At 71.4% G+C, this 20,502-nt stretch carries 22 protein-coding genes; 6 read left to right on the forward strand and 16 right to left on the reverse strand.

Annotated elements, in window-relative coordinates:
• From VFV21_RS09245 to VFV21_RS09260, 4 genes are all read left to right on the forward strand, one after another.
• The coding region (locus VFV21_RS09245) for a bifunctional aspartate kinase/diaminopimelate decarboxylase (protein WP_329669138.1) at positions 1-2,373 on the forward strand (2,373 nt) is incomplete at its 5' end.
• Complete coding sequence (gene murL, locus VFV21_RS09250) at positions 2,366-3,778, forward strand: UDP-N-acetyl-alpha-D-muramoyl-L-alanyl-L-glutamate epimerase (protein ID WP_329669139.1); 1,413 nt, start codon at positions 2,366-2,368, stop codon at positions 3,776-3,778. The genes VFV21_RS09245 and murL, both read left to right, overlap by 8 nt.
• Positions 3,759-5,138 (forward strand): UDP-N-acetylmuramoyl-L-alanine--D-glutamate ligase, encoded by a 1,380-nt coding sequence (gene murD / locus VFV21_RS09255; RefSeq protein ID WP_329669397.1) that lies wholly within the window; start codon positions 3,759-3,761, stop codon positions 5,136-5,138. Before murL ends, murD begins: the two co-directional genes overlap by 20 nt.
• A gap of 72 nt (positions 5,139-5,210) precedes the next feature.
• Positions 5,211-5,987 carry a dienelactone hydrolase family protein gene (locus VFV21_RS09260; protein WP_329669140.1) on the forward strand — a complete coding sequence of 259 codons (777 nt, stop codon included), beginning with the start codon at positions 5,211-5,213 and terminating at the stop codon, positions 5,985-5,987.
• 34 nt (positions 5,988-6,021) lie between these two features.
• Here the strand turns inward: VFV21_RS09260 and ptsP are convergent, their stop codons facing one another.
• The 13 genes from ptsP to VFV21_RS09325 form a co-directional block, all read right to left on the reverse strand.
• On the reverse strand, positions 6,022-7,734 hold the full coding sequence (gene ptsP / locus VFV21_RS09265) for a phosphoenolpyruvate--protein phosphotransferase (RefSeq protein ID WP_329669141.1): 1,713 nt from the start codon (positions 7,732-7,734) through the stop codon (positions 6,022-6,024).
• Complete coding sequence (locus VFV21_RS09270; protein ID WP_329669142.1) at positions 7,734-8,003, reverse strand: HPr family phosphocarrier protein; 270 nt, start codon at positions 8,001-8,003, stop codon at positions 7,734-7,736. Before VFV21_RS09270 ends, ptsP begins: the two co-directional genes overlap by 1 nt.
• Positions 7,996-8,385 carry a PTS sugar transporter subunit IIA gene (locus VFV21_RS09275; RefSeq protein ID WP_329669143.1) on the reverse strand — a complete coding sequence of 130 codons (390 nt, stop codon included), beginning with the start codon at positions 8,383-8,385 and terminating at the stop codon, positions 7,996-7,998. The genes VFV21_RS09270 and VFV21_RS09275 overlap by 8 nt, the downstream gene beginning before the upstream one ends.
• Positions 8,386-8,629: 244 nt before the next feature.
• A complete protein-coding gene (gene rapZ, locus VFV21_RS09280) occupies positions 8,630-9,478 on the reverse strand; it encodes an RNase adapter RapZ (protein WP_329669398.1) in 849 nt (282 codons plus the stop codon).
• 23 nt (positions 9,479-9,501) lie between these two features.
• A complete protein-coding gene (hprK, locus tag VFV21_RS09285) occupies positions 9,502-10,452 on the reverse strand; it encodes an HPr(Ser) kinase/phosphatase (protein WP_329669144.1) in 951 nt (316 codons plus the stop codon).
• A 1-nt stretch (position 10,453) separates the two neighbouring features.
• Positions 10,454-10,927, reverse strand: a complete 474-nt coding sequence (locus VFV21_RS09290) for a PTS sugar transporter subunit IIA (protein ID WP_329669145.1) — start codon at positions 10,925-10,927, stop codon at positions 10,454-10,456.
• Between the two features lie 7 nt (positions 10,928-10,934).
• Positions 10,935-11,261, reverse strand: coding sequence for a ribosome hibernation-promoting factor, HPF/YfiA family (gene hpf / locus VFV21_RS09295; RefSeq protein WP_329669146.1), 327 nt, complete (start codon positions 11,259-11,261; stop codon positions 10,935-10,937).
• Positions 11,262-11,393: 132 nt separating this feature from the next.
• A complete protein-coding gene (locus VFV21_RS09300) occupies positions 11,394-12,827 on the reverse strand; it encodes an RNA polymerase factor sigma-54 (protein ID WP_329669147.1) in 1,434 nt (477 codons plus the stop codon).
• Between the two features lie 34 nt (positions 12,828-12,861).
• Entirely contained in the window at positions 12,862-13,581 is a 720-nt protein-coding gene (gene lptB, locus VFV21_RS09305) for an LPS export ABC transporter ATP-binding protein (RefSeq protein ID WP_329669148.1), read from the reverse strand.
• Positions 13,581-14,075 carry a lipopolysaccharide transport periplasmic protein LptA gene (gene lptA, locus VFV21_RS09310; protein ID WP_329669149.1) on the reverse strand — a complete coding sequence of 165 codons (495 nt, stop codon included), beginning with the start codon at positions 14,073-14,075 and terminating at the stop codon, positions 13,581-13,583. The genes lptB and lptA overlap by 1 nt, the downstream gene beginning before the upstream one ends.
• The gene (lptC, locus tag VFV21_RS09315; protein WP_329669150.1) at positions 14,056-14,619 is read right to left on the reverse strand and encodes an LPS export ABC transporter periplasmic protein LptC; all 564 of its coding nucleotides are present in this window, start codon (positions 14,617-14,619) and stop codon (positions 14,056-14,058) included. The genes lptA and lptC overlap by 20 nt, the downstream gene beginning before the upstream one ends.
• Positions 14,616-15,155 carry a KdsC family phosphatase gene (locus VFV21_RS09320; RefSeq protein WP_329669151.1) on the reverse strand — a complete coding sequence of 180 codons (540 nt, stop codon included), beginning with the start codon at positions 15,153-15,155 and terminating at the stop codon, positions 14,616-14,618. Before VFV21_RS09320 ends, lptC begins: the two co-directional genes overlap by 4 nt.
• 7 nt (positions 15,156-15,162) lie before the next feature.
• Complete coding sequence (locus VFV21_RS09325; RefSeq protein ID WP_329669152.1) at positions 15,163-16,164, reverse strand: KpsF/GutQ family sugar-phosphate isomerase; 1,002 nt, start codon at positions 16,162-16,164, stop codon at positions 15,163-15,165.
• 71 nt (positions 16,165-16,235) lie between these two features.
• Here VFV21_RS09325 and VFV21_RS09330 point away from each other — a divergent pair, with 71 nt between their 5' ends.
• Complete coding sequence (locus VFV21_RS09330; protein ID WP_329669153.1) at positions 16,236-16,466, forward strand: BolA family protein; 231 nt, start codon at positions 16,236-16,238, stop codon at positions 16,464-16,466.
• A 3-nt stretch (positions 16,467-16,469) separates the two neighbouring features.
• Complete coding sequence (murA, locus tag VFV21_RS09335) at positions 16,470-17,729, forward strand: UDP-N-acetylglucosamine 1-carboxyvinyltransferase (protein WP_329669154.1); 1,260 nt, start codon at positions 16,470-16,472, stop codon at positions 17,727-17,729.
• Positions 17,730-17,879: 150 nt separating this feature from the next.
• On the opposite strand, the gene VFV21_RS09340 is transcribed toward murA, so the two are convergent.
• The 3 genes from VFV21_RS09340 to purM form a co-directional block, all read right to left on the reverse strand.
• The gene (locus VFV21_RS09340; RefSeq protein ID WP_329669155.1) at positions 17,880-18,587 is read right to left on the reverse strand and encodes a DUF3108 domain-containing protein; all 708 of its coding nucleotides are present in this window, start codon (positions 18,585-18,587) and stop codon (positions 17,880-17,882) included.
• A 3-nt stretch (positions 18,588-18,590) separates the two neighbouring features.
• Positions 18,591-19,256 carry a phosphoribosylglycinamide formyltransferase gene (gene purN, locus VFV21_RS09345; protein ID WP_329669156.1) on the reverse strand — a complete coding sequence of 222 codons (666 nt, stop codon included), beginning with the start codon at positions 19,254-19,256 and terminating at the stop codon, positions 18,591-18,593.
• A 201-nt stretch (positions 19,257-19,457) separates the two neighbouring features.
• Positions 19,458-20,501 (reverse strand): phosphoribosylformylglycinamidine cyclo-ligase, encoded by a 1,044-nt coding sequence (gene purM, locus VFV21_RS09350; protein ID WP_414638536.1) that lies wholly within the window; start codon positions 20,499-20,501, stop codon positions 19,458-19,460.
• Position 20,502: the final 1 nt, after the last annotated feature.

Below are 20,502 nucleotides of genomic sequence, written 5' to 3' on the forward strand. Positions count from 1 at the left end.
CGCCATCGCGCCTTCTGCGCCGAACTGGGCATCGATGCCGAGGCCGTGCTCGGCGACCAGCTGGCGCGCCTTGCCGCGCTGGCGGTGGATGCCCGCGCCGCCGGCGACGAAGCCACCCACATGGCCTGGCAGGCCGAGGTACTGGGCCTCGGCGAGCTGCTGTCCTCGCGCATCGGCCAGGCTTTTCTCGCCGCTGCCGACCTGCCGCTGCGCTGGTGCGACGCCCGTGACTGGTTGCGCGCGAAGACGCTGCCGCACCAGAGCGCCTGGGCGCGGCGGCTGAGCGTGAACTGCGGCATCGACGCCGATGCCGACTGGCGCGCGCGCTTCGCCGCCCAGGGCGATTGCCTCATCACCCAGGGTTTCATCGCCCGCGACGAGGCGGGCGGCGACTGCATCCTCGGTCGCGGCGGTTCGGATACCTCGGCGGCGTACTTCGGTGCCCTGCTCGGCGCCGAGCGGGTGGAGATCTGGACCGACGTGCCCGGCATGTTCAGCGCCAATCCGCGGGTGGTGCCGCAGGCGCGCCTGCTGTCGCGGCTGGACTACGCCGAGGCGCAGGAAATCGCCACCACCGGCGCCAAGGTGCTGCACCCGCGCTGCATCCATCCCTGCCGCGAGGCGCGGGTGCCGCTGTGGATCCGCGACACCGAGCGGCCGGACATGCCGGGCACGGTGATCGATTCCTCGGCGAAAACCCTCCCAGGCGTCAAGGCCATCAGCTCGCGCCGCGGCATCGTGCTGGTGTCGATGGAAACCATCGGCATGTGGCAGCAAGTCGGCTTCCTGTCCGACGTGTTCGAGCGCTTCAAGGCGCACGGGCTGTCGATCGACCTGATCGGTTCGTCCGAGGCCAACGTCACCGTCTCGCTCGACCCCAGCGACAACCTGGTCAGCACCAACGTGCTCGACGCGCTCTGCGCCGACCTGGCCCAGGTGTGCCGGGTCAAGGTGATCGCGCCCTGCGCGGCGATCACCCTGGTCGGGCGCGGCATGCGCTCGATGCTGCACAAGCTGTCCGACGTCTGGGCCGAGTTCGGCCGCGAGCGCGTGCACCTGATCTCGCAGTCCTCCAACGACCTCAACCTCACCTTCGTGGTGGACGAGGGCCTGGCCGAAGGCATGCTGCCGCGCCTGCACGCGCTGCTGGCGCAGTCGGGCGCGATGCCGGTGAGCGAGGCGGCGGTGTTCGGCCCGAGCTGGCGCCGCATCGACCAGCCGGCCACGCTGCGCCCGCCCACGTGGTGGCAGCGGCAGTCGGGCCGCCTGCTGCACCTGGCCCAGGCCGGCACGCCGCGCTACGTCTACCACCTGCCGACCGTGCGCGAGCGGGCGCGCGAGATCGCCGGCGTGCCCGCGATCGACCGGCGCTTCTTCGCGCTCAAGGCCAATCCGCATCCGCGCGTACTGCAGGCGCTTGACGCCGAGGGCTTCGGGTTCGAATGCGTGTCGCGCGGCGAGCTCGAGCACCTCCACCGCGTGCTGCCGGCGCTGGCGCCGGACCGGGTGCTGTTCACCCCGAGCTTCGCGCCGCGCGGCGAGTACGCGGCCGCGCTCGAGAAGGGCGTGTTCGTCACCATCGATTCGGCGACGCCGCTGCGGCAGTGGCCGGAGCTGTTCCGCGGCCGCGACATCGTGCTGCGGCTCGACCCCGGATTCGGCCACGGCCACCACGAGAAGGTGCGCACCGGCGGCAAGGACGCGAAGTTCGGCCTCGCGGCCGACGCACTGCCCGAGTTCCTCGACGCCGCGCGCGCCGCCGGCGCCCGCATCATCGGCCTGCACGCGCACATCGGCAGCGGCATCCACGACGCGCGCCACTGGCACACCGTGTACGCGCAGCTGGCCGCGCTGGCCGAGGGCATCGGCACGGTCGGATTCATCGACGTCGGCGGCGGCCTGGGCGTGGCTTACGACCCCGAGGCCGAGCCCTTCGACGTCGCCGCCTACGCGGCTGCGCTGGCGGAAGTGAAGGCGGCCTACCCGCAGTACGCGCTGTGGGTGGAGCCGGGCCGCTACCTGGTGGCCGAGTGCGGCGTGCTGCTGCTGGGCGTCACGCAAGTGACGCGCAAGCAGGGACTGCGCCGGGTCGGTGCCGACGGCGGCATGAACGCGCTGCTGCGCCCGGCGCTCTACAACGCCTGGCACGAGATCGTGAACCTGTCGCGGCTCGACGAGCCCGCGGGCGACGCCTGCGACGTGGTCGGCCCGATCTGCGAGACCGGCGACGTGATCGGCCGCCAGCGCCGCCTGCCCGAGGCCACCGCCGAAGGCGATGTGCTGCTGGTCGGCCACGCGGGCGCCTACGGGGCCGTGATGGCCAACCGCTACAACCTGCGCGATCTGCCGCAGGAGGACGTGATCGATGACTGAGTTCGACCGCGGCGCCATCCGCGCCTTCCGCTTCACCGGCTGCCAGTTCGACCCGGCCACGGGCGAGGCGCGGCTGGGCTATGCCTTCGACGACGGCCCGGTGATGGAGGAGGTCGTGCGCTTCCCCGGCGCGCCGTTCGCGCTGGACGGTGCGCGTGCGGAGGCCGTGCAGCGCGCGCTGCGCCTGCTGCACCTGGTCGCCGGCGTGAGCTACTACAAGGCCGCGGTGCCGCCGCAGATCGTGATCGAGGGCGAGGGCATCGACGCCGACACCGCGGCGCTGCTGACGTCCATCTACGAGAACGGCCTCGGCGAGTTCGCCTACCGCAACGGCCTGCAGCTGCGCGGCAAGATCCATTTCCCCGTCGCCGCCCCTGTAGGAGGGCCTTCAGTCCCGAAGCTTTCCTCCGAAGAGCCTTCGGGCCTGAAGGCCCTCCTACAGGAGGCGCCGGCGGTGGGCCTCAAGCGACACGCGGTGGTCGCCATCGGCGGCGGCAAGGACTCGCTGGTCTCGATCGAGGCGCTGCGCGCGCTGGGCATCGACCAGACCGTGGCCTGGATCGGCAGCTCGCCGCTGATCCGCGCCTGCGCCGAGCGCACCGGGCTGCCGCTGCTCAACATCACCCGCACGCTGTCGCCGCGGCTGTTCGAGCTCAACCGCCAGGGCGCACTCAACGGCCACATCCCGGTGACGGCGGTGAACTCGGCCATCCTCGCGCTGGCGGCGCTGCTGCAGGGCCACGACCAGGTGGTGTTCTCGAACGAGCGCTCGGCCAGCTACGGCAGCCTGATCCCCGGCACGGGCGAGGTGAACCACCAGTGGTCGAAGGGCTGGGACTTCGAGCGCGACTTCGCGGCCTACCTGCGCCGCCACGTCGCCGCCGACCTGCGCTACTACTCGCTGCTGCGCCCGTTCTCCGAGCTGGCCGTGGCGCGGCAGTTCGCGCGGCTCGACCGCTACGACCAGCACTTCTCCAGCTGCAACCGCAACTTTCACATCCTCGGCGAGCGCCCGGCGCAGCGCTGGTGCGGCATCTGTCCCAAGTGCCACTTCGTGTTCCTGGCGCTGGCGCCGTTCATGCCCAAGCCGCGGCTGATGACCATCTTCGGCCGCAACCTGCTCGACGAGCCGGAGCAGGCGCCGGGCTACGACGCCCTGCTCGAGTTCCGCGACCACAAGCCCTTCGAGTGCGTGGGCGAGGGCCGCGAATCGCGCGCCGCCATGGACGCGCTGGCCGACAGCCCGGCCTGGCGCGAGGACGCGCTGGTGAAGCGCTACGCGCGCGAAATCCGGCCGCAGCTGGCGCCGGAGGAGAGGGGGCTGGCGCCGCTGCTCGAAGCCTCCGATGATCACGGCATTCCAGGCGAGCTGTGGGGACCGCTGCGTGCGCATTTCGGAGCTTGAGGGCAAGCGGGTCGCGATCTGGGGCTACGGCCGCGAAGGCCGGGCCGCGCTGGCCGCCCTGCGCTGGCGGCTGCCGCGCCAGCCGGTGACCGTGTTCTGCTCGCCCGACGAGGCCGAGCCGCTGCGCGAGATGCAGGACCCGGCGCTGCGCATCGAAATCGCCGTCGACGCCGACGCGCTTTGCGAACACGAGGTGGTGATCAAGTCGCCCGGCATCAGCCCCTACGCCTCGCCCGCGGCCGACGCCGCCCTGCGCGGCGTGCGTTTCGTCGGCGGCAGCGGGCTGTGGTTCGCCGAACCCGCGGCGGGCAAGCGCGTGGCCGTCACCGGCACCAAGGGCAAGTCCACCACCACCGCGCTGATCGCCCACCTGTTGCGCGCGGCCGGCCAGCGCACGGCCCTGGCCGGCAACATCGGCCTGCCTTTGCTCGAGCTGCTGGACGTGCAGCCGCCGCCAGACGTCTGGGCGATCGAACTCTCGAGCTACCAGACCGGCGAGGCGAGCGCGCTCGACGTGGCCGTGGTGCTCAACCTGTTCCCTGAACACCTGGACTGGCACGGCAGCGAGGCCCGCTACTACGCCGACAAGCTGGCGCTGGTCACGAAGGCCGCGCCCCGCGTCGCCGTCTTCAACGCCGCCGACCCGGTGCTGGCCGAGCTGGAAGTGCCGCCCACCACCCGCGTGGCCTGGTTCAACCTGGCCGACGGCTGGCACGTGCGCGAGGGCAGCGTGTACCGCGGCGAGCGCGCGGTGCTGGACGCCCGCAGCCTGCCGCTGCCCGGCCGCCACAACCGCCTGAACCTGTGCGCGGCGCTGGCGGCGATCGAGGCCCTGGGCCTGGACGCGGTGAAGCTGGCGCCCGCTGCGCTGTCGTTCCGCCCCCTGCCGCACCGGCTGCAGACGCTGGGCACGCGCAACGGCGTCGAGGCGGTGAATGATTCGATCGCCACCACGCCGCATGCGTCCATCGCCGCGCTCGACTGCTTCCGGGGGCGGCGCGTGGCGATCCTGGTCGGCGGCTACGACCGTGGCCTCGACTGGGGCGTGTTCGTCGAGCGCATCGCCGCCGAGCCGGTGGCCGCGGTGATCACGATGGGCCAGAACGGCCCGCGCGTTTACGAAAAACTGCGCACGCTGGCGCTGGGCGACCGCATGGTGCTGGCCGAGGCGGCCGAGATGGAGGAGGCGGTGAAGCTCGGCCTGCAGGCGCTGGGCACCGACGGCGTGCTGCTGCTCTCGCCCGGCGCGCCCAGCTTCCCGCGCTACCTCGACTACGTCGCCCGCGGCCGGCACTTCGCCAAGGCCGCCGGCTTCGACCCGGACCAGATCAGCGCCATCCCCGGCCTCGGCGTGGCCTGACGCTCACGCGGCGCTTACCCCGCGGCGAGGCGCCGGGATTATCATCCCGGCACTTCCCACGGAGGACACGCCATGCGCTCCCTGCTCGCCCTCGCCCTGCTTAGCCTGGGCACCACCGCCGTCGCCCAGCCCGTCGCCGAACCGGTCAGCTGGACCCACGGCGGCACCACCTTCGACGGCTACCTGGTCTACGACAAGGACGAGGACGACCGCCGCCCCGGCCTGCTGATGGTGCCGAACTGGATGGGCGTCACCGACGCCGCGGTCGAGAAGGCCAGGCAGCTGGCCGGCGACGACTACGTGATCCTGCTGGTGGACATGTACGGCAAGGGCGTGCGCCCGGCCAACGCCGACGAGGCCGGCAAGGCCGCCGGCGCCGTGTACGCCGACCGCGAGGCGCTGCGCGGCCGCATCAACGCCGCGCTGGGCGTGTTGAAGTCCTCCGCGGGCAAGGCGCCGCTCGACGCCACGCAGCTCGGCGGCATCGGCTTCTGCTTCGGCGGCGCGGTGGTGCTGGACCTGGCCCGCAGCGGCGCCGACGTGGCCGGCGTGGTCAGCTTCCACGGCAACCTGTCCACCTCGATTCCGGCCCAGGCCGGCGACGTCAAGGCCAGCCTGCTGGTGCTCAACGGTGCCGACGACACCTACGTGCCCGCCGAGCAGATCGCCACCTTCCAGAAGGAAATGACCGACGCCAAGGCCGACTGGCAGTTCGTCAACTACTCCGGCGCCGTCCACTGCTTCGCCGAAGCCGACGCCAACAGCCCGGGCTGCCTCTACGAGCCCCGCGCCGCGAAGCGCGCCTACGCCGCCATGGAGTCCTTCTTCGACGAGAAGTTCGGAGACTGATACTCCGCGCCGTGGCTAAAACCACTTTCCAGCTTCACCGCGCCAGCCACTTTTCGATGGCGGCGCGGTCGTGGGCGCGGAGGAGGGACTGGGCGCGGCGGCGGAGGCTGGCGTGGTCGGCGTCGCGGATGGCGCGGCGCACCTCCAGCAGCGTGGACGGGTGCAGGCTGAAGTCGCGCAGGCCCAGCGCCAGCAGCAGCGGGACGTTGGCGGCTTCGCCGGCCATTTCGCCGCAGACCGCGACCGGGATGCCGTTGCGGCGGCCGTAGCTGAAGAGTTCGGACAGCAGCCGAAGCATCGCCGGGTGGCGCGGCGTGTACAGCGAGGCCAGCGACTCGTGGTTGCGGTCCACCGCCAGCAGGTACTGCACCAGGTCGTTGGTGCCGACCGACACGAAGTCCACCAGGTCGATGAAGTCGGGCAGGCCCAGCGCCGCCGCCGGCACTTCGATCATCGCGCCAAGCTCGACGAACGGGCCGGTCGGCGCGCTCTCGGCCAGCAGCGAGGCGCGTGCCGCCTCGAGCAGGGCGACCACCGCCTGCATTTCCTCGCGGCAGCACACCATCGGCACCAGGATCCGCACCGGCCCGTAGGCCGAGGCGCGCAGGATGGCGCGCAGCTGGGTCAGGAACAGCGCCTCGTGCGCCAGCGACAGCCGCACGCCGCGCAGGCCGAGCGCCGGGTTGGGCTCGCTGCGCAGGGCCAGGCCGCTGTGGTCGGCCTTGTCGGCGCCGAGGTCGAGCGTGCGGATGGTGACCACGCGGCCGGCCATGCCCAGCACCAGGTCGCGGTAGGCGAGGAACTGTTCGTCTTCGGTGGGCAGCTCGCGCCGCTGCAGGAACAGGAACTCGGTGCGGTACAGGCCGATGCCGTCGGCGCCGAGGGAATGCGCTTCGGCCACGTCCTCGCGCGATTCGGCGTTGGCATAGAGGCGGATGTCGACGCCGTCCTGCGTGCGCGTGGGCTGGCGGCGCAGGCGGGTGAGCTGCGCCTGCTCCTTGCCGATTTCCGCGACGCGGCGGTGGTAGCGCTTGAGGTCGGCCGGGCCGGGCTCGAGCACCAGCTCGCCGGTGGCGCCGTCCACCATCAGGGCGTCGCCGTCGTTGGCAAGCGCCAGCAGCTCGCCGGCGCCCAGCACCAGCGGCAGGTGCAGGCTGCGCGCGAGGATGGCGCTGTGCGAGAGCGGGCTGCCGCTGGCGGCAACCACCGCCACCACGCCCTGCGACTGCAGCTCGGCCAGCTCCTGCGGCGCGACCGCGTCGCACACCAGGATCTCGCCGGACAGGCCGGTGGTGGCATCGTCGCCGCGCCGCTGCAGCGCGGCGTGCACGCGGCCGATCACGTGGTCGAGGTCCTCGCGCCGGCTGCGGAAGTAGTCGTCGTGCATGCCCTCGAACACCGCGGCCAGGCGGTCACGCTGCAGCTTCAGGGCGTAGTCGGCGGAGTAGCGTCCGGTGCTGACGAGGTCGTCGAGGCCATGCAGCAGCTCGGGATCGTCGAGGATCATCGCGTGCAGGTCGAGGAACTCGCCGACCTCCTGCGCCAGCGCGCCGTGCAGGCGCTCGCGCAGGCCGTGCAGTTCGGCGCGGGTGGCGTCGAGCGCGCGGTGCAGGCGCAGGATTTCGTCGGGGACGTCCTCGGCGCGGATGCGCTGTTCGTTGACCACCAGCGCCTGCGGGTGCCGGACGCGGACGCGCCCGAGCGCGATGCCCCGGGATGCCGGCTGGCCGCGCAGGGCGCGCCGCATCAGCCGTCCTCGTCGAACCGGCGCTCGAACAGCGCCGCGGCCGCTTCCATCGCCGCCGCCTCGTCGGCGCCGTCCACGCGCAGCACCAGGCTGGCACCGGGCGCGGCGGCCAGCAGCAGCACGCCCATGATGGACTTGGCGTTGACCTCGCGGCCGCGCCCGGTGAGCGAGGCCTGGCACTGGAAGCCGGACAGCAGCTGCACCAGTTTTGCCGCCGCGCGCGCGTGCAGGCCCAGCCGGTTCACCACCTTGAGTTCGCGTTCAAGCATCGTCGATCACCACGCCGTTGCGCGCGCCGGCGGCGGCCGTGCGCGCGAGTTCGTCCAGGCCCTGCTCGGGGTAGTTGAGCGCGCGCAGCAGCATCGGCAGCGACAGGCCGCTGATGCGGTGGCAGGGCGTCCCGAGCCGGGAAAGCTTTTCCGCCACGCGCGCCGGCGTGGCGCCGTACAAGTCGACCATCAGCAGCACGCCGTCGCCGTCGACCTTGCGCAGCGCCGCGCTGGCGCCCGGCAGCACCGCATCGGCATCGGCCTCCCAGGGCACCTCGAAGGCCTCGACCGCCAGCGGCAGCGCGCCCACGAGCCGCCGCGCGGCCGCCAGCAAGGGGCTGGCGACGCCTTCGTGGCTGACCATGAGTATTCCGACGGGCATGCCTGAACATTACCAGACGGCCGGGATCCTACAAATCAACCGTATTCGGCCGCGGATCAAAGCGGATGGACGCGGATAGAAGCGGATGAATCCAGTAAAGCGCCGAGAAACCCTGAAGGGCTGGTCTCGCGGCGGCCCAATCCCAAGTCTTTTTCTTATCCGCTTTTATCCGCGTCCATCCGCTTTGATCCGCGTTCGAACGAAAGGCATCGGGACTGAAGTCCCTCCCACAGGGAGCCGGGGGCTATTCGAGTTCGCGGTGGAAGGTGACGACGCCTTCGCGGCCCTGGTCGCGGAAGTGGCGGGCCAGGGTCTCGGCGAGGTAGACCGAGCGGTGCCGGCCGCCGGTGCAGCCGAAGGCGACCGTCAGGTAGCTGCGGGTCTCGGCTTCGAAGCGCGGGATCCAGGTGTCGAGGAAGGCCGTGATCTGGCCGCGGAACTCCTGCACCAGCGCGTCCCGGTCCAGGTGCTCGCGCACCGCCGCGTCCCGGCCCGAGAGCGGGCGCAGGCGGGCGTCCCAGTGCGGGTTGGGCAGGGCGCGGGCGTCGAACACGAAATCGGCGTCGGCCGGCAGGCCGCGCTTGTAGGCGAAGGACTCGAACAGCAGCGACAGGCCCTGGTGCGCGCCGACGCCCAGCTCGGTGATCACCTGCCGGCGCATCTGGTGCACGTTCATTTCCGACGTGTCCATCACCAGGTCGGCGATCGCCCGCAGCGGCCGCATGCGCACGCGCTCGAGCTCGATGGCGTCGGCCAGCGGCAGGCCGTCGTGGCTCAGCGGATGCTTGCGGCGCGTGTCGGAATAGCGCTTGAGCAGCACCTCGTCGCGGGTGTCGAAGTACACCAGCTTGTGGTCGAAGCCCAGTTCGCCGACTTCCGCCAGCCATTCCGGCACGCGCGTGAGGTCGGGCGTGCGGTTGCGCACGTCGATGCCCACCGCCAGCCGGTGCCGGCCGCGGTTGTCGCTGGCCACCGAGCGCACGAAGCGCGGCAGCAGCTCGGCCGGCAGGTTGTCGGTGCAGAAGAAATCGAGGTCCTCGAGCGTGTTCAGCGCCACCGACTTGCCCGAGCCGGACATGCCGCTGACCACGATCAGCAGCGGACGCGCGGACTCGCTCACGGCGCTTCGCCCTGCAGCAGGAACTCGCTGTGCCGGGCCAGGAAGGCGACGGCCGGGTCCATGCCCTTGCTGCGCAGCAGGTGCAGGCGCACCGCCGCCTCGGCCAGCACGGCCAGGTTGCGGCCGGCGGCGACCGGCAGCTCGACCACCGGCACCTCGAGGTCGAGCACCTTGCGGCTGGTGGATTCGCCGGTGATGCGCGCCATCGCCTCGGCCGACGGGTCCTGCGCGCGCACCAGGTGCACGATCAGGCGCAGGTACTTGTTCTTCTTCACCGCGGTGTCGCCGAACATCTGGCGGATGTTCATCACGCCCAGGCCGCGCACTTCCAGCAGGTCCTGCAGCAGGTCGGGGCAGGTGCCGTCGAGCACGTCGGGCGCGATCTGGGTGAACTCGGGCGCGTCGTCGGCGACCAGGCGGTGGCCGCGGCTGATCAGCTCGAGCGCCAGCTCGCTCTTGCCCAGCCCCGAATCACCGGTGACCAGCACGCCGATCGAATAGATCTCCATGAACACGCCGTGCAGCGTGACCCGCGGCGCCAGCGCGCGCGCCAGGTGGTACTGCAGCAGGTTGAGCAACTCGTAGCCCCGGCGCGGCGAGGTCCATAGCGGGGTGTCGGATTCCTCGGCGGCGTCGCGCAGGTCGGTGGGGCAGGTCTGGTTCTGGGTGATGACCATCGCCAGCGGGCGCGCGTCCATGATCTTCTGCAGCACTTCCCAGCGGTTGCGCGCGTCGAGGCCGTCGAGCCAGGCCAGCTCGGCCGAACCGATGATCTGGACCTTGTTGGGGTGGATGACGTTGAGGTAGCCCGCCAGCGAGGGCCGGCGCGAGAGATGCTCGCCGCGTTCGAGCACGCGGGCGGCGCCGCGCTGCCCGGCCAGCCACCGCAGCCCGAGCCGCTCGCCCAGTTCGTCGAACAGCTCGCGGGCGCGCAGGCGGTCGGTCATGTCAGGCGGCCGCCGGGTGCGCGGCCTGCCACTCCGAGAGCAGCGCGTACAGCGCGGCCGAATCGGGCGCCTGGCGCAGGCGCTGGCGGAAATCGCCGTCGCCGAACATCTCGGCGAGGTTGGCCAGCAGCATCAGGTGCTGCGTGGCGAAATGCTCGGGCACCACCAGCGCGAACACCAGGTCCACCGGCTGGCCGTCCGGGGCGTTGAAGTCCACGGGTTCGGCGAGCCGGAGGAAGGTGCCGGTGGCGCTGGCCAGGCGGGCGCTGCGTCCGTGCGGGATCGCGACGCCGTGGCCCAGGCCGGTGCTGCCTAGTCGCTCACGGCCGCAAAGGCCGTCGTAGATGCCGCGTTCGCTCTCCCCGTCGGCGCCGTCGGCCAACAGCGCCGCCAGTTGCTCCAGCAGGCGCTTCTTGCCGCTGGTGGTGACGTTGGCCTTGACGCGGGCCGGGGAGAGCAGGTCCAGCAGGTGCATGGCGATGTCAGCCGAAGCTGTCCGAGCGGGCGGCGGATTCGCCGCGGTGGTGGTCGGTCATCTTCTCTTTCTGCTTGATCACCAGGCGGTCGAGCTTGTCGGCCAGCAGGTCGATGGCGGCATACATGTCCGGCGCCACGGCTTCGGCGTGCAGGGTTTTGCCCGGGGTGGAGAGCGTGGCCTCGGCCTTCTGGTCGAGCTTGTCCACCGAGAGGATGACCCGCGTGTCGAGGTGGTGGTCGAAATGCCGCGCGACGCGCGCGAGCTTGTCCTGCACGTAGTCGCGCAGGGCCGGGGTGACGTCGATCTGGTGGCCGCTGATGTCGATCCGCATGATCACGATCCTCCTGTTGTTGTCACGCACAGCTAAACACGGCCACGGGCAACGTGCCGTGACCGATGTCAAAAGGGGTGGGGAACTTTGCGCCGCAGCGGCGGGAACGGGCATTCGCCATCGGAGGGGGCCTCAGGCCAGGCGCTGCCGTTCGTTGGAGGCGGAGATGTTCATCGCTTCGCGGTATTTTGCCACGGTTCGCCGGGCCACGGGGATGCCCTCGCCCTTGAGGATCTCGGCTAGGCGCTGGTCGGACAGGGGCGAGCGCGGGTTCTCGGCGTCGATCAGCTTGCGGAGCATGGCCTGGATGGCCGTGGCCGAGGCCGCGCCGCCGTGCTCGGTGGCGATGCCGGAGCTGAAGAAGTACTTGAACTCGAAGGTGCCGCGGGGGGTGCGCAGGTACTTGCGGGTGGTGGCGCGTGAAATGGTGGATTCGTGCAGGCCGAGTTCCTCGGCCACTTCGCGCAGGGTGAGCGGGCGCATGGCCACGTTGCCGTGGTCCAGGAAACCGCTCTGCTGGCGGACGATGGCCTTGGCCACCCGGGTCAGGGTGTCGGCCCGGGTCTCGAGGCTCTTGATCAGCCAGCGGGCCTCCTGCAGCTGGCCGCGCAGGTAGCTGTCGTCCTCGCGGCTGGCCTTGCCGATCAGGCGCTCGTAGTGGCGGTTGATGCCCAGGCGGGGCTGGCTGCCCGGGGCCAGGGCTACCTTCCAGACGCCGCCCTGGCGGTACGCGATCACGTCGGGGGCGATGTATTCGGCGTCACCGCCGCCGATCTGGGCGCCGGGCTTGGGGTCGAGCGAGCGCAGCAGGGCCACGGCCTGGTCCATGGCTTCGGCCGGCTGCTGCAGCTGGGCCGCCAGCTTGCCCGCCCCCAGCCTGGCCAGGCCGTCCAGGTGCCGGCTGCAGACCTCGCGGGCCAGGGCCAGGCCCGGGGTGTCCTCGCTGAGCAGGCGCAGCTGCACGCACAGGCATTCGGACAGGCTGCGGGCGCCCGCGCCGACCGGGTCGAAGTGCTGGATGATGTGGAGAACGGTCTCGATCTCCGCCTCGCTGGCGGTGATCTCCGGCAAAAGCGCGGCCTGGATGTCGGCCAGCGGGCCCTCGAGGTAGCCATCGTCGTTGATCGCCTCGACCAGGGCCTGGCCGATGGCGATGTCGCGCGGGCCGAGGTGGCTGAGCTGCAGCTGCCAGAGCAGGTGGTCGTGCAGGTCCACCGGGGCGGCGGGGGTGGTTTCGTCGTGGTCGTCCTCGCCGTTGCCGCGGCGCTCGCTGCCGCCGGCGCTCGCCTCGAACCAGTCGGGCTGCTCGCCCGGGTCGAAGTCGCCGCTGTCGGGGCTGTCGCCCGCGTCCTCGCCGGAGGGCGCGTCGGCGGGCCGGTCGCCGTCGGGCGGCGTGAAGACGGGCTCGGCGTCTTCCTCGCGCTCGAGCAGGGGGTTGGATTCCAGCGCCTGGTTGAGTTCGGCCTCGAGCTCCATCGCCGACAGCTGCAGCAGCCGGATCGCCTGGCGCAGCTGGGGCGTCAGGGACAGCTGCTGGCCGAGCCGGGTCTGGAGGGTGGGCTTCATGGCACTCCGCGGGGGGACGGAACGCGCGCCGGCCTCAGAGGCGGAAGGAATCGCCCAGGTAGACGCGGCGCACGTCGGCGTTGGCCAGGACCTCGTCGGGCGAACCCTGCGCGAGCACCCGGCCGGCATTGAGGATATACGCCCGGTCGCAAATGCCCAAGGTCTCGCGCACGTTGTGGTCGGTGATGAGTACGCCGATGCCGCGCTGCTTGAGGTGGCGGACGATGCGCTGGATCTCGCCGACCGAGATTGGGTCGACGCCGGCGAAGGGTTCGTCGAGCAGCATGAAGCGCGGCGCGGCGGCGAGCGCGCGCGCGATCTCGACGCGGCGGCGCTCGCCGCCCGACAGGCTGGCGCCGGACTGGCCGGCGACATGGCCGACCTGCAGCTCCTCGAGCAGCGCGGCCAGCTCGCGCTCGCGCGCGGCGGCGGTGAGCTCGCGCCGCAGTTCGAGCACGGCGCTGATGTTGTCGGCCACCGAGAGCTTGCGGAACACCGAGGCTTCCTGCGGCAGGTAGCCCAGGCCGCGGCGCGCGCGCTCGTGCATCGGCAGCGCGGTGATGTCGTTGCCGTCGAGCAGGATCTGGCCGGAGTCGGTCGCGACCAGGCCGACGATCATGTAGAAGCAGGTGGTCTTGCCGGCGCCGTTCGGGCCGAGCAGGCCGACCACTTCGCCCGGGCGCAGCGACAGCCCGAAGTCGTGCACGACCTGGCGCGATTTGTAGCTCTTGGCCAGCCCCGCCGCGGTCAGCATCAGTTGGCCGGGGCGGTCTTGGGCAGGATGCGGAGGGAGACGCGCTGGCCGTCGCCGCCGCCGTCGAGGCGGCCGGTGTCGACGTTGTACTTGATGGTCTCGCCGCGCAGGTTGCCGCGCGGCTGCTCGATCACCACGCCGCCGGTGAGCAGCATCACTTCGCTGGACAGGGTGTAGACGACCTGGCTGGCGCGCGCGTCCATCGCCTCGCCGGCGTCGGAGACCTGGCGCAGGCGCGCGGGCGCGCCGGTAAGTACGATGCGGTCGATGTCGCCGGCGCGGCGGTGCACCTCGGCGCGGTCGGCATCCACTTCCAGGCTGCCCTGGCGGATCTTCACGTTGCCCTCGAGCACCGACACGGCGTCGTCGCCGAGCAGGGCATCGGTGCGGTCGGCATCGATGTCCATCGGCTGGCTGCGGTCGGTCGACCGGGCGAAGGCCGGGCCGGTGGCGGCGAGGCAGAGGATCAGCAGGCTAGTTGCGGCGGGGCGCATAGTGTCCTTTGACATCGTTCAGCAGCTGAAAACGCTTGGCCGACATGTCCACGTCGAGCCCGGTGCCCACGAGTATAGAGTCGCCGTGGGTGACGGTCACGGGTCCGGCGGCGTCGGCCCGGTCCACGTCCGGCAGCACCCGCAGGCGATCGGTGGCGAAGCGCACGCGCAGGCCGGCCTCGGACGGCGGGCCGACCATCTCGACCTGGCGCAGCAGGTGCACCTGGTCGGCGCCCGGGCTGACCCAGGCGGCCTCGGAGCTGGCCTGCCAGCGCCCGCCCTGCGAGGCCGGGAAGGAGAAGCGCGGCTCGACCAGGCTCAGGCTCCGGCCGCCGACGTCGCGCTGCAGGTAGGGCCCGCGCACCGTGAAGGACTCGCGGCCCTCCTTGTCGAGCGTGGTCAGTTCGTAGTCGCGCAGGATGTAGTCGGAGCGCTGCGGCACCTCCACCGGCGGCCGCTGGCGCTGGCTCCACTGCCACACGGCCAGGCTCACCAGCACCAGCGCCAGCAGGCCGAGCACGCCGTTGAGCCAGGCGCGGCTCATTCGATGCCGAAGCGGGCGAGCACGGCGGCGCGCAGGCCGCGCGCCTCCAGCAGTAGGTCGCAGAGCTCGCGCACCGCGCCTTCGCCGCCGCGGGCGCGGGTCTGCCAGTGCACGCGTTCGGCGACCCAGGGATGGGCATTGGCCGGGGCCACGGCCAGGCCAGCCAGCGCCAGCGCCGGCAGGTCCGGCAGGTCGTCGCCCATGTGCGCGGTTTCCAGGGCACCGATGCCGAGCTGCGCGCACAGCATGCGCAGGGTGGCGGCCTTGTCCTTCACGCCGGTGTGCACGTGGGCGATGCGCAGGTCGCGGGCGCGCGCCAGCACGGCGGCGCTTTCGCGCGCAGTGACCAGGGCGACGGCGATGCCGTGGTCCTCGAGCAGGCGCAGGCCCTGGCCGTCGAGCACGTGGAAGGCCTTGGATTCCTTGCCGTCGGCGTCGTAGTGCAGGCGGCCGTCGGTGAGCGTGCCGTCCACGTCGAAGCAGGCCAGGCGGATGCCGGCGGCGCGGGCGCGCAGGTCGCTGGGGGAGAGGATCATGGCCGGATCAGACCACGCGCGCGCGCAACAGGTCATGAATGTTCAGCGCGCCGACGACCTTGCGCTGCGCATCCACCACGACCAGCGAGCTGATCTTGAACTCCTCCATCAGGTGCGCCGCCTCGACCGCCAGCGCGTCGGCGCCGATGGTCTTGGGCGTACGGCCCATCAGCTTCGACACCGGGGTGGCGTGCAGGTCGGTCTGCTCGTCGTCGAGCGCGCGGCGCAGGTCGCCGTCGGTGAACACGCCCTGCAGCACGCCGGCGGCATCGACCACGGCGGTCATGCCCAGGCGCTTGCGGGTCATTTCCAGAAGGGCCGCGGTGGTGCTGGCGTCGGCCGGCACCGAGGGCACCGCGTCGCCGGTGTGCATGATGTCGCGGATGTGCAGCAGCAGCTTGCGGCCCAGGCTGCCGGCCGGGTGCGAGCGGGCGAAGTCCTCGGCGGTGAAGCCGCGGGCCTCGAGCAGGGCCACGGCCAGCGCGTCGCCCAGCACCAGCGCCGCGGTGGTGCTGGACGTGGGGGCCAGGCCCAGCGGGCAGGCCTCGGCCGGCACGCTGGCGTCCAGGTGCACGTCGGCCAGGCGGCCCAGGCTGGAGGCGGGGCGGCCGGTCATGGCGATCATCAGGTTGCCCTGGCGCTTGAGCGCCGGGACGATGGCCAAAATCTCGTCGGATTCGCCGGAATTGGACAGGGCCAGCACCAGGTCGGCGTCGGTGACCATGCCCAGGTCGCCGTGGCTGGCCTCGCCCGGGTGCATGAAGAAGGCCGGGGTGCCGGTGGAGGCCAGGGTGGCGGCGATCTTCTTGGCGATATGGCCGGACTTGCCCATGCCGGTGCAGACCACCCGGCCGCGGCACTCCAGCATCAGCCGGCAGGCGGCGGCGAACTCGGCGCCGATCCTGGCCTGCAGCGCGGCCAGGGCCTCGGCCTCGACGGCGATGACGGCGCGGCCGCTGGCGGCCAGGGCGGCATCGGAGACGGTCGGGGCCTGCGTGGGATCGTTCATGCCGGGGGCGTTGGGGGTATGATGCGGGGCCTCATTGTAAGGCCTGCGCGCCAGCCGCGCCCCCGTCCGCCATGACCCCCGACATCATCCAGAACCTGATCGAAACCGGCCTGCCCGGCGCCCGCGCCCGCGTGATGGGCGACGACGGCGTGCATTTCGAGGCCACCGTGGTCAGCGAGGCCTTCCGCGGCAAGCTGCCGCTGGCCCGCCACCGGATGGTCTACGCCACCCTCGGCGAGCGCATGGGCGGCGAGATCCACGCCCTCGCGCTGCGCACCCTGACTCCCGAAGAAGAAAAATAAAACATGGCCAAGATCGTGATCACGGGCGGCGAGCCGCTCAACGGCGAGGTGCAGATTTCCGGCGCCAAGAACGCCGTGCTGCCCATCCTCGCCGCCACGCTGCTGGCCGACGGCCCGATTTCGATCGGCAACGTCCCGCACCTGCACGACGTCACCACCACCATGGAACTGCTGGGCGCGATGGGCGTGCAGCTGATGGTGGACGAGAAGCTCACCATCACCGCCGACCCGCGCTTCATCACCTCCACGGTGGCGCCGTACGAGCTGGTGAAGACCATGCGCGCCTCGATCCTGGTGCTGGGCCCGCTGCTCGCGCGCTTCGGCCACGCCGAGGTCTCGCTGCCCGGCGGCTGCGCGATCGGTTCGCGTCCGGTCGAGCAGCACATCCGCGGCCTGCAGGCGTTGGGCGCCGAGGTCACGGTCGAGAATGGCTTCATCAAGGCCCGCGCCGAGCGCCTGAAGGGCGGCCGCTACGTGTTCGACATGATCACCGTCACCGGCACCGAGAACGTACTGATGGCGGCCGCGCTGGCCAAGGGCACCTCGGTGCTCGAGAACTGCGCGATGGAGCCCGAGGTCGTGGACCTGGCCAACTGCCTGATCGCGATGGGCGCGCACATCGAGGGCGCCGGCACCAACCGCATCGTCGTGCACGGCGTCGACCGCCTGGCCGGCATCCACTACGACGTGCTGCCCGACCGCATCGAGGCTGGCACGTTCCTGGTCGCCGGCGCGATGACCGGCGGCAAGGTCACGGTGCGCAGGGCGCGCGCCGACACCATGGACGCGATCCTGGTGAAGCTGGAGGAGTCCGGCGCGCACATCAACACCCGCGACGACATGATCGAAGTGGATATGCGCGGCCGCCGCCCGAAAGCGGTGAACCTGACCACGGCGCCGTACCCGGCGTTCCCGACCGACATGCAGGCGCAGTTCGCGGCGCTCAATACGGTGGCCGAGGGCGTGGGCGTGATCACGGAGACGATCTTCGAGAACCGCTTCATGCACCTCAACGAGCTGCAGCGCCTGGGCGCCGACATCCGGGTCGAGGGCAACACCGCGATCATCCGCGGCGTCGAGCGCATGACGGGCGCGCCCATCATGGCCACCGACCTGCGCGCCTCGGCCTCGCTGGTGCTGGCGGGCCTGGTGGCGCATGGCGAAACGGTGGTGGACCGCATCTACCACATCGATCGCGGCTACGAGAACATCGAAGAAAAACTCGGCACCCTCGGCGCGAAGATCCGGCGGCTGCCGGGCTGATTTTTTAGACGCGGATTAACGCGGATAGAGCAAAGCTTAAGGTTGGGTCTTCGCCTTCTGCGGCATTTGGCAGAAAGGCAATCCGTTATTGCTTTGCTCTATCCGCGTTTATCTGCGTAAATCCGCGTCAAAAGCCCTTCAAGGCCCCCGTCAGCGGACGGCGGTGATGCGGAGGTCCAACGTGCTGCCGTCGGACTCGTATTGCTTGATGCGCAGGGGCAGCCAGCCGCGGTTGCGGGCGAACCAGATCTTGGTGATGCGGCCGCTGTCGTCGTCGCGCAGGCGCTCGACGCGGATGGCGCGCTCGGTGCCCAGGGCGGTGCGCAGGCGCACGTTGGCGGCGGTGCGATAGCGCTGGGTCTCGATGGCGCGGCGGCCCGCCACCGCATAGCTGAATTCGCCGCGCCGGCCGGCCGCCAGCTCCGACATCAGCGCGGCGGTGACGGCGTGGCGATCCAGCAGGTCGGCGCGCCAGGGCAGGGCGGTGGTTTCATTCTTGTGGCCCGCAGTGGCGGTGCGGCGCGCGGGATCCACCCGCAGGGATTCGCGGCGCTCGTTCCAGGCGGCCTTCTGGCGCATGTCGTAGGACAGCGACTGCGGGCCATCCGCGCCCCAGGCCAGCACCGAGGTTTCCTCGCGCTTCACGCCGGCCAGCGCGGCCACGCCCTGCGTGGCCTCGCTGCGCGTCACCATTTCCCAGCGGCCGTCGGGCAGGCGGCGCAGCGTGATGCGGCCGGTGCCGATGGGCTGGCCGTCCTGGTACACGGCGTAGTCGGCGCTGAACGGAGCCGGCGGCGGCGCGGCGGTGGCCGCGGCGGCCGGCAGCAGCAGGGCGAGGGCGATTGCGAACGGGCGCATGGGTCAGGCCTCCTGGAGCTGGTCGTGGGCGTCGAGCAGCAGCGGCGCTGCCAGGTCGTGGCCGTCGAAGCGCACGCGCCCGCCGGTGATGTCCAGCCGCCGCGTCGCCAGCAGGCGGCAGGTAGCGGCGAGCAGCGCGTGTTCGCGCGGCAGCAGGCGGGCAGCGAGTCCGGCGGCGTCGTCGCCGGGTAGCACCGGGATGCGCACCTGCGACAGGAGCGGGCCGGCGTCGAGCTCGGGCACCACCACGTGCACGCTGGCGCCGTGCTCGGCATCGCCGGCGGCCAGCGCGCGGGCGTGGGTGTCGAGGCCGGGGTACTTGGGCAGCAGCGATGGATGGATGTTGATCATGCGGCCCTCGAATCGTCGCACCGAAGCGGCGCTGATGATGCGCAGGTATCCCGCACACACGATGAGGTCGGGCTGAACGGCTGCCACGGCGCTGAACAGCGCTTCATCGTGGGCGTCCCGATCGGCGAAGTCGCGCGGCCGCAGCGCGACCGTGGCAATGCCCGCTTCCCGCGCCAGCGCGATGGCCCCGCTGGCCGGCTTGTCCGAGAAAACCCCCACGATCCGCGCCGGCAGCGCGCCCGCCGCGATCGCGTCCAGCAGCGCCTGCAGGTTGGTCCCGCGGCCCGAGGCCAGTACCGCGATGGTGTACGGAGTCATTGGGGTGGCTCGCGTCCGGTGGGGGGGTAAAGGGGTTGAACGCGGATCAGAGCGGAAACATCGGATAAAAGCGGATAGAGCGTTTTGGTTTGGTTCCCGGCGCGAGGAAAGTCACCGGCGGAAACCAATCAGGGCTTCATCCGCCCTTATCCGATGTTTCCGCTCTGATCCGCGTTCGAATACGCAGCCCCACCCAACGCCTCAGCCAATGCGGACGCGCTCTTCGCCGCGGGCCTTCACCACCTGGCCGATGGCGCGGTGGGCGAGGCCCAGGCGCTGCAGGTCGGCCGAGACCGCCGCCACGTCGCCCGGGGCCAGCACCAGCACGAAGCCGACGCCGCAGTTGAAGGTGCGCCACATCTCCGGGTTCGGCACCGCGCCTTCGCGCTGCAGCCACTCGAACACCGGCGGCAGCACGATCGCCGAGGCCTCGATGTCCAGGCCCAGGCCCTCGGGGATGACGCGGATGATGTTCTCGGTCAGGCCGCCGCCGGTGATGTGCGCCATGGCGTGCAGGTCGTGCTTGCCCAGCAGCTCGAGGATCGGCTTGACGTAGATCGTGGTCGGCGCCATCAGCGCGTCCACCAGCTTCACGCCGCCGACGTCGAGCTCGGCCGGGCGGCCGGCGCGGTCGTAGATGCGTCGCACCAGCGAGTAGCCGTTCGAGTGCGGGCCGGAGGAGGCGATGCCCAGCAGCACGTCGCCCTCGCGCACGGCGGCGCCGTCGAGCAGCTTCGACTTCTCGACCGCGCCGACGGTGAAGCCGGCCAGGTCGTACTCGCCCGGCGGGTACATGTCGGGCATCTCGGCGGTTTCGCCGCCGATCAGGGCACAGCCGGCCAGCTCGCAGCCCTTGGCGATGCCGCCGACCACCGACACCGTGGTGTCCACGTGCAGCTTGCCGGTGGCGAAATAATCCAGGAAGAACAGCGGCTCGGCGCCCTGCACCAGCACGTCGTTCACGCACATGCCCACCAGGTCGATGCCGATGGTGTCGTGGCGATTCAGCTGCTGGGCCAGCTTGAGCTTGGTGCCGACGCCGTCGGTGCCGCTCACCAGCACCGGCTCGCGGTATTTGCCGGAGAGGTTGAACAGGGCGCCGAAGCCGCCCAGCCCGCCCATCACCTCGGGCCGGAACGTGCGCTTGACCAGGGGCTTGATGCGCTCGACGACTTCGTTGCCGGCATCGATGTCGACGCCCGCATCGCGGTAGGTGAGGGGGGTGGGGGTGGTCACGGGCGGCATC

The sequence above is a fragment of the Arenimonas sp. genome (assembly GCF_036275555.1).
GTDB lineage: Bacteria > Pseudomonadota > Gammaproteobacteria > Xanthomonadales > Xanthomonadaceae > Arenimonas.

What these genes read in the sequence shown, in the direction of transcription:
- VFV21_RS09325 (WP_329669152.1), bottom strand. Translation starts at nt 16,164, where the DNA reads ATGAACGATCCCACGCAGGCCCCGACCGTCTCCGATGCCGCCCTGGCC.
- murL (WP_329669139.1), top strand. Translation starts at nt 2,366, where the DNA reads ATGACTGAGTTCGACCGCGGCGCCATCCGCGCCTTCCGCTTCACCGGC.
- hpf (WP_329669146.1), bottom strand. Translation starts at nt 11,261, where the DNA reads ATGCGGATCGACATCAGCGGCCACCAGATCGACGTCACCCCGGCCCTG.
- VFV21_RS09340 (WP_329669155.1), bottom strand. Translation starts at nt 18,587, where the DNA reads ATGCGCCCGTTCGCAATCGCCCTCGCCCTGCTGCTGCCGGCCGCCGCG.
- hprK (WP_329669144.1), bottom strand. Translation starts at nt 10,452, where the DNA reads ATGACCGACCGCCTGCGCGCCCGCGAGCTGTTCGACGAACTGGGCGAG.
- purN (WP_329669156.1), bottom strand. Translation starts at nt 19,256, where the DNA reads ATGACTCCGTACACCATCGCGGTACTGGCCTCGGGCCGCGGGACCAAC.
- VFV21_RS09270 (WP_329669142.1), bottom strand. Translation starts at nt 8,003, where the DNA reads ATGCTTGAACGCGAACTCAAGGTGGTGAACCGGCTGGGCCTGCACGCG.
- VFV21_RS09290 (WP_329669145.1), bottom strand. Translation starts at nt 10,927, where the DNA reads ATGCACCTGCTGGACCTGCTCTCCCCGGCCCGCGTCAAGGCCAACGTC.
- lptB (WP_329669148.1), bottom strand. Translation starts at nt 13,581, where the DNA reads ATGCTGACCGCGGCGGGGCTGGCCAAGAGCTACAAATCGCGCCAGGTC.
- VFV21_RS09330 (WP_329669153.1), top strand. Translation starts at nt 16,236, where the DNA reads ATGACCCCCGACATCATCCAGAACCTGATCGAAACCGGCCTGCCCGGC.
- purM (WP_414638536.1), bottom strand. Translation starts at nt 20,501, where the DNA reads ATGCCGCCCGTGACCACCCCCACCCCCCTCACCTACCGCGATGCGGGC.
- murA (WP_329669154.1), top strand. Translation starts at nt 16,470, where the DNA reads ATGGCCAAGATCGTGATCACGGGCGGCGAGCCGCTCAACGGCGAGGTG.
- ptsP (WP_329669141.1), bottom strand. Translation starts at nt 7,734, where the DNA reads ATGCGGCGCGCCCTGCGCGGCCAGCCGGCATCCCGGGGCATCGCGCTC.
- VFV21_RS09275 (WP_329669143.1), bottom strand. Translation starts at nt 8,385, where the DNA reads ATGCCCGTCGGAATACTCATGGTCAGCCACGAAGGCGTCGCCAGCCCC.
- VFV21_RS09260 (WP_329669140.1), top strand. Translation starts at nt 5,211, where the DNA reads ATGCGCTCCCTGCTCGCCCTCGCCCTGCTTAGCCTGGGCACCACCGCC.
- lptC (WP_329669150.1), bottom strand. Translation starts at nt 14,619, where the DNA reads ATGAGCCGCGCCTGGCTCAACGGCGTGCTCGGCCTGCTGGCGCTGGTG.
- lptA (WP_329669149.1), bottom strand. Translation starts at nt 14,075, where the DNA reads ATGCGCCCCGCCGCAACTAGCCTGCTGATCCTCTGCCTCGCCGCCACC.
- VFV21_RS09320 (WP_329669151.1), bottom strand. Translation starts at nt 15,155, where the DNA reads ATGATCCTCTCCCCCAGCGACCTGCGCGCCCGCGCCGCCGGCATCCGC.
- VFV21_RS09300 (WP_329669147.1), bottom strand. Translation starts at nt 12,827, where the DNA reads ATGAAGCCCACCCTCCAGACCCGGCTCGGCCAGCAGCTGTCCCTGACG.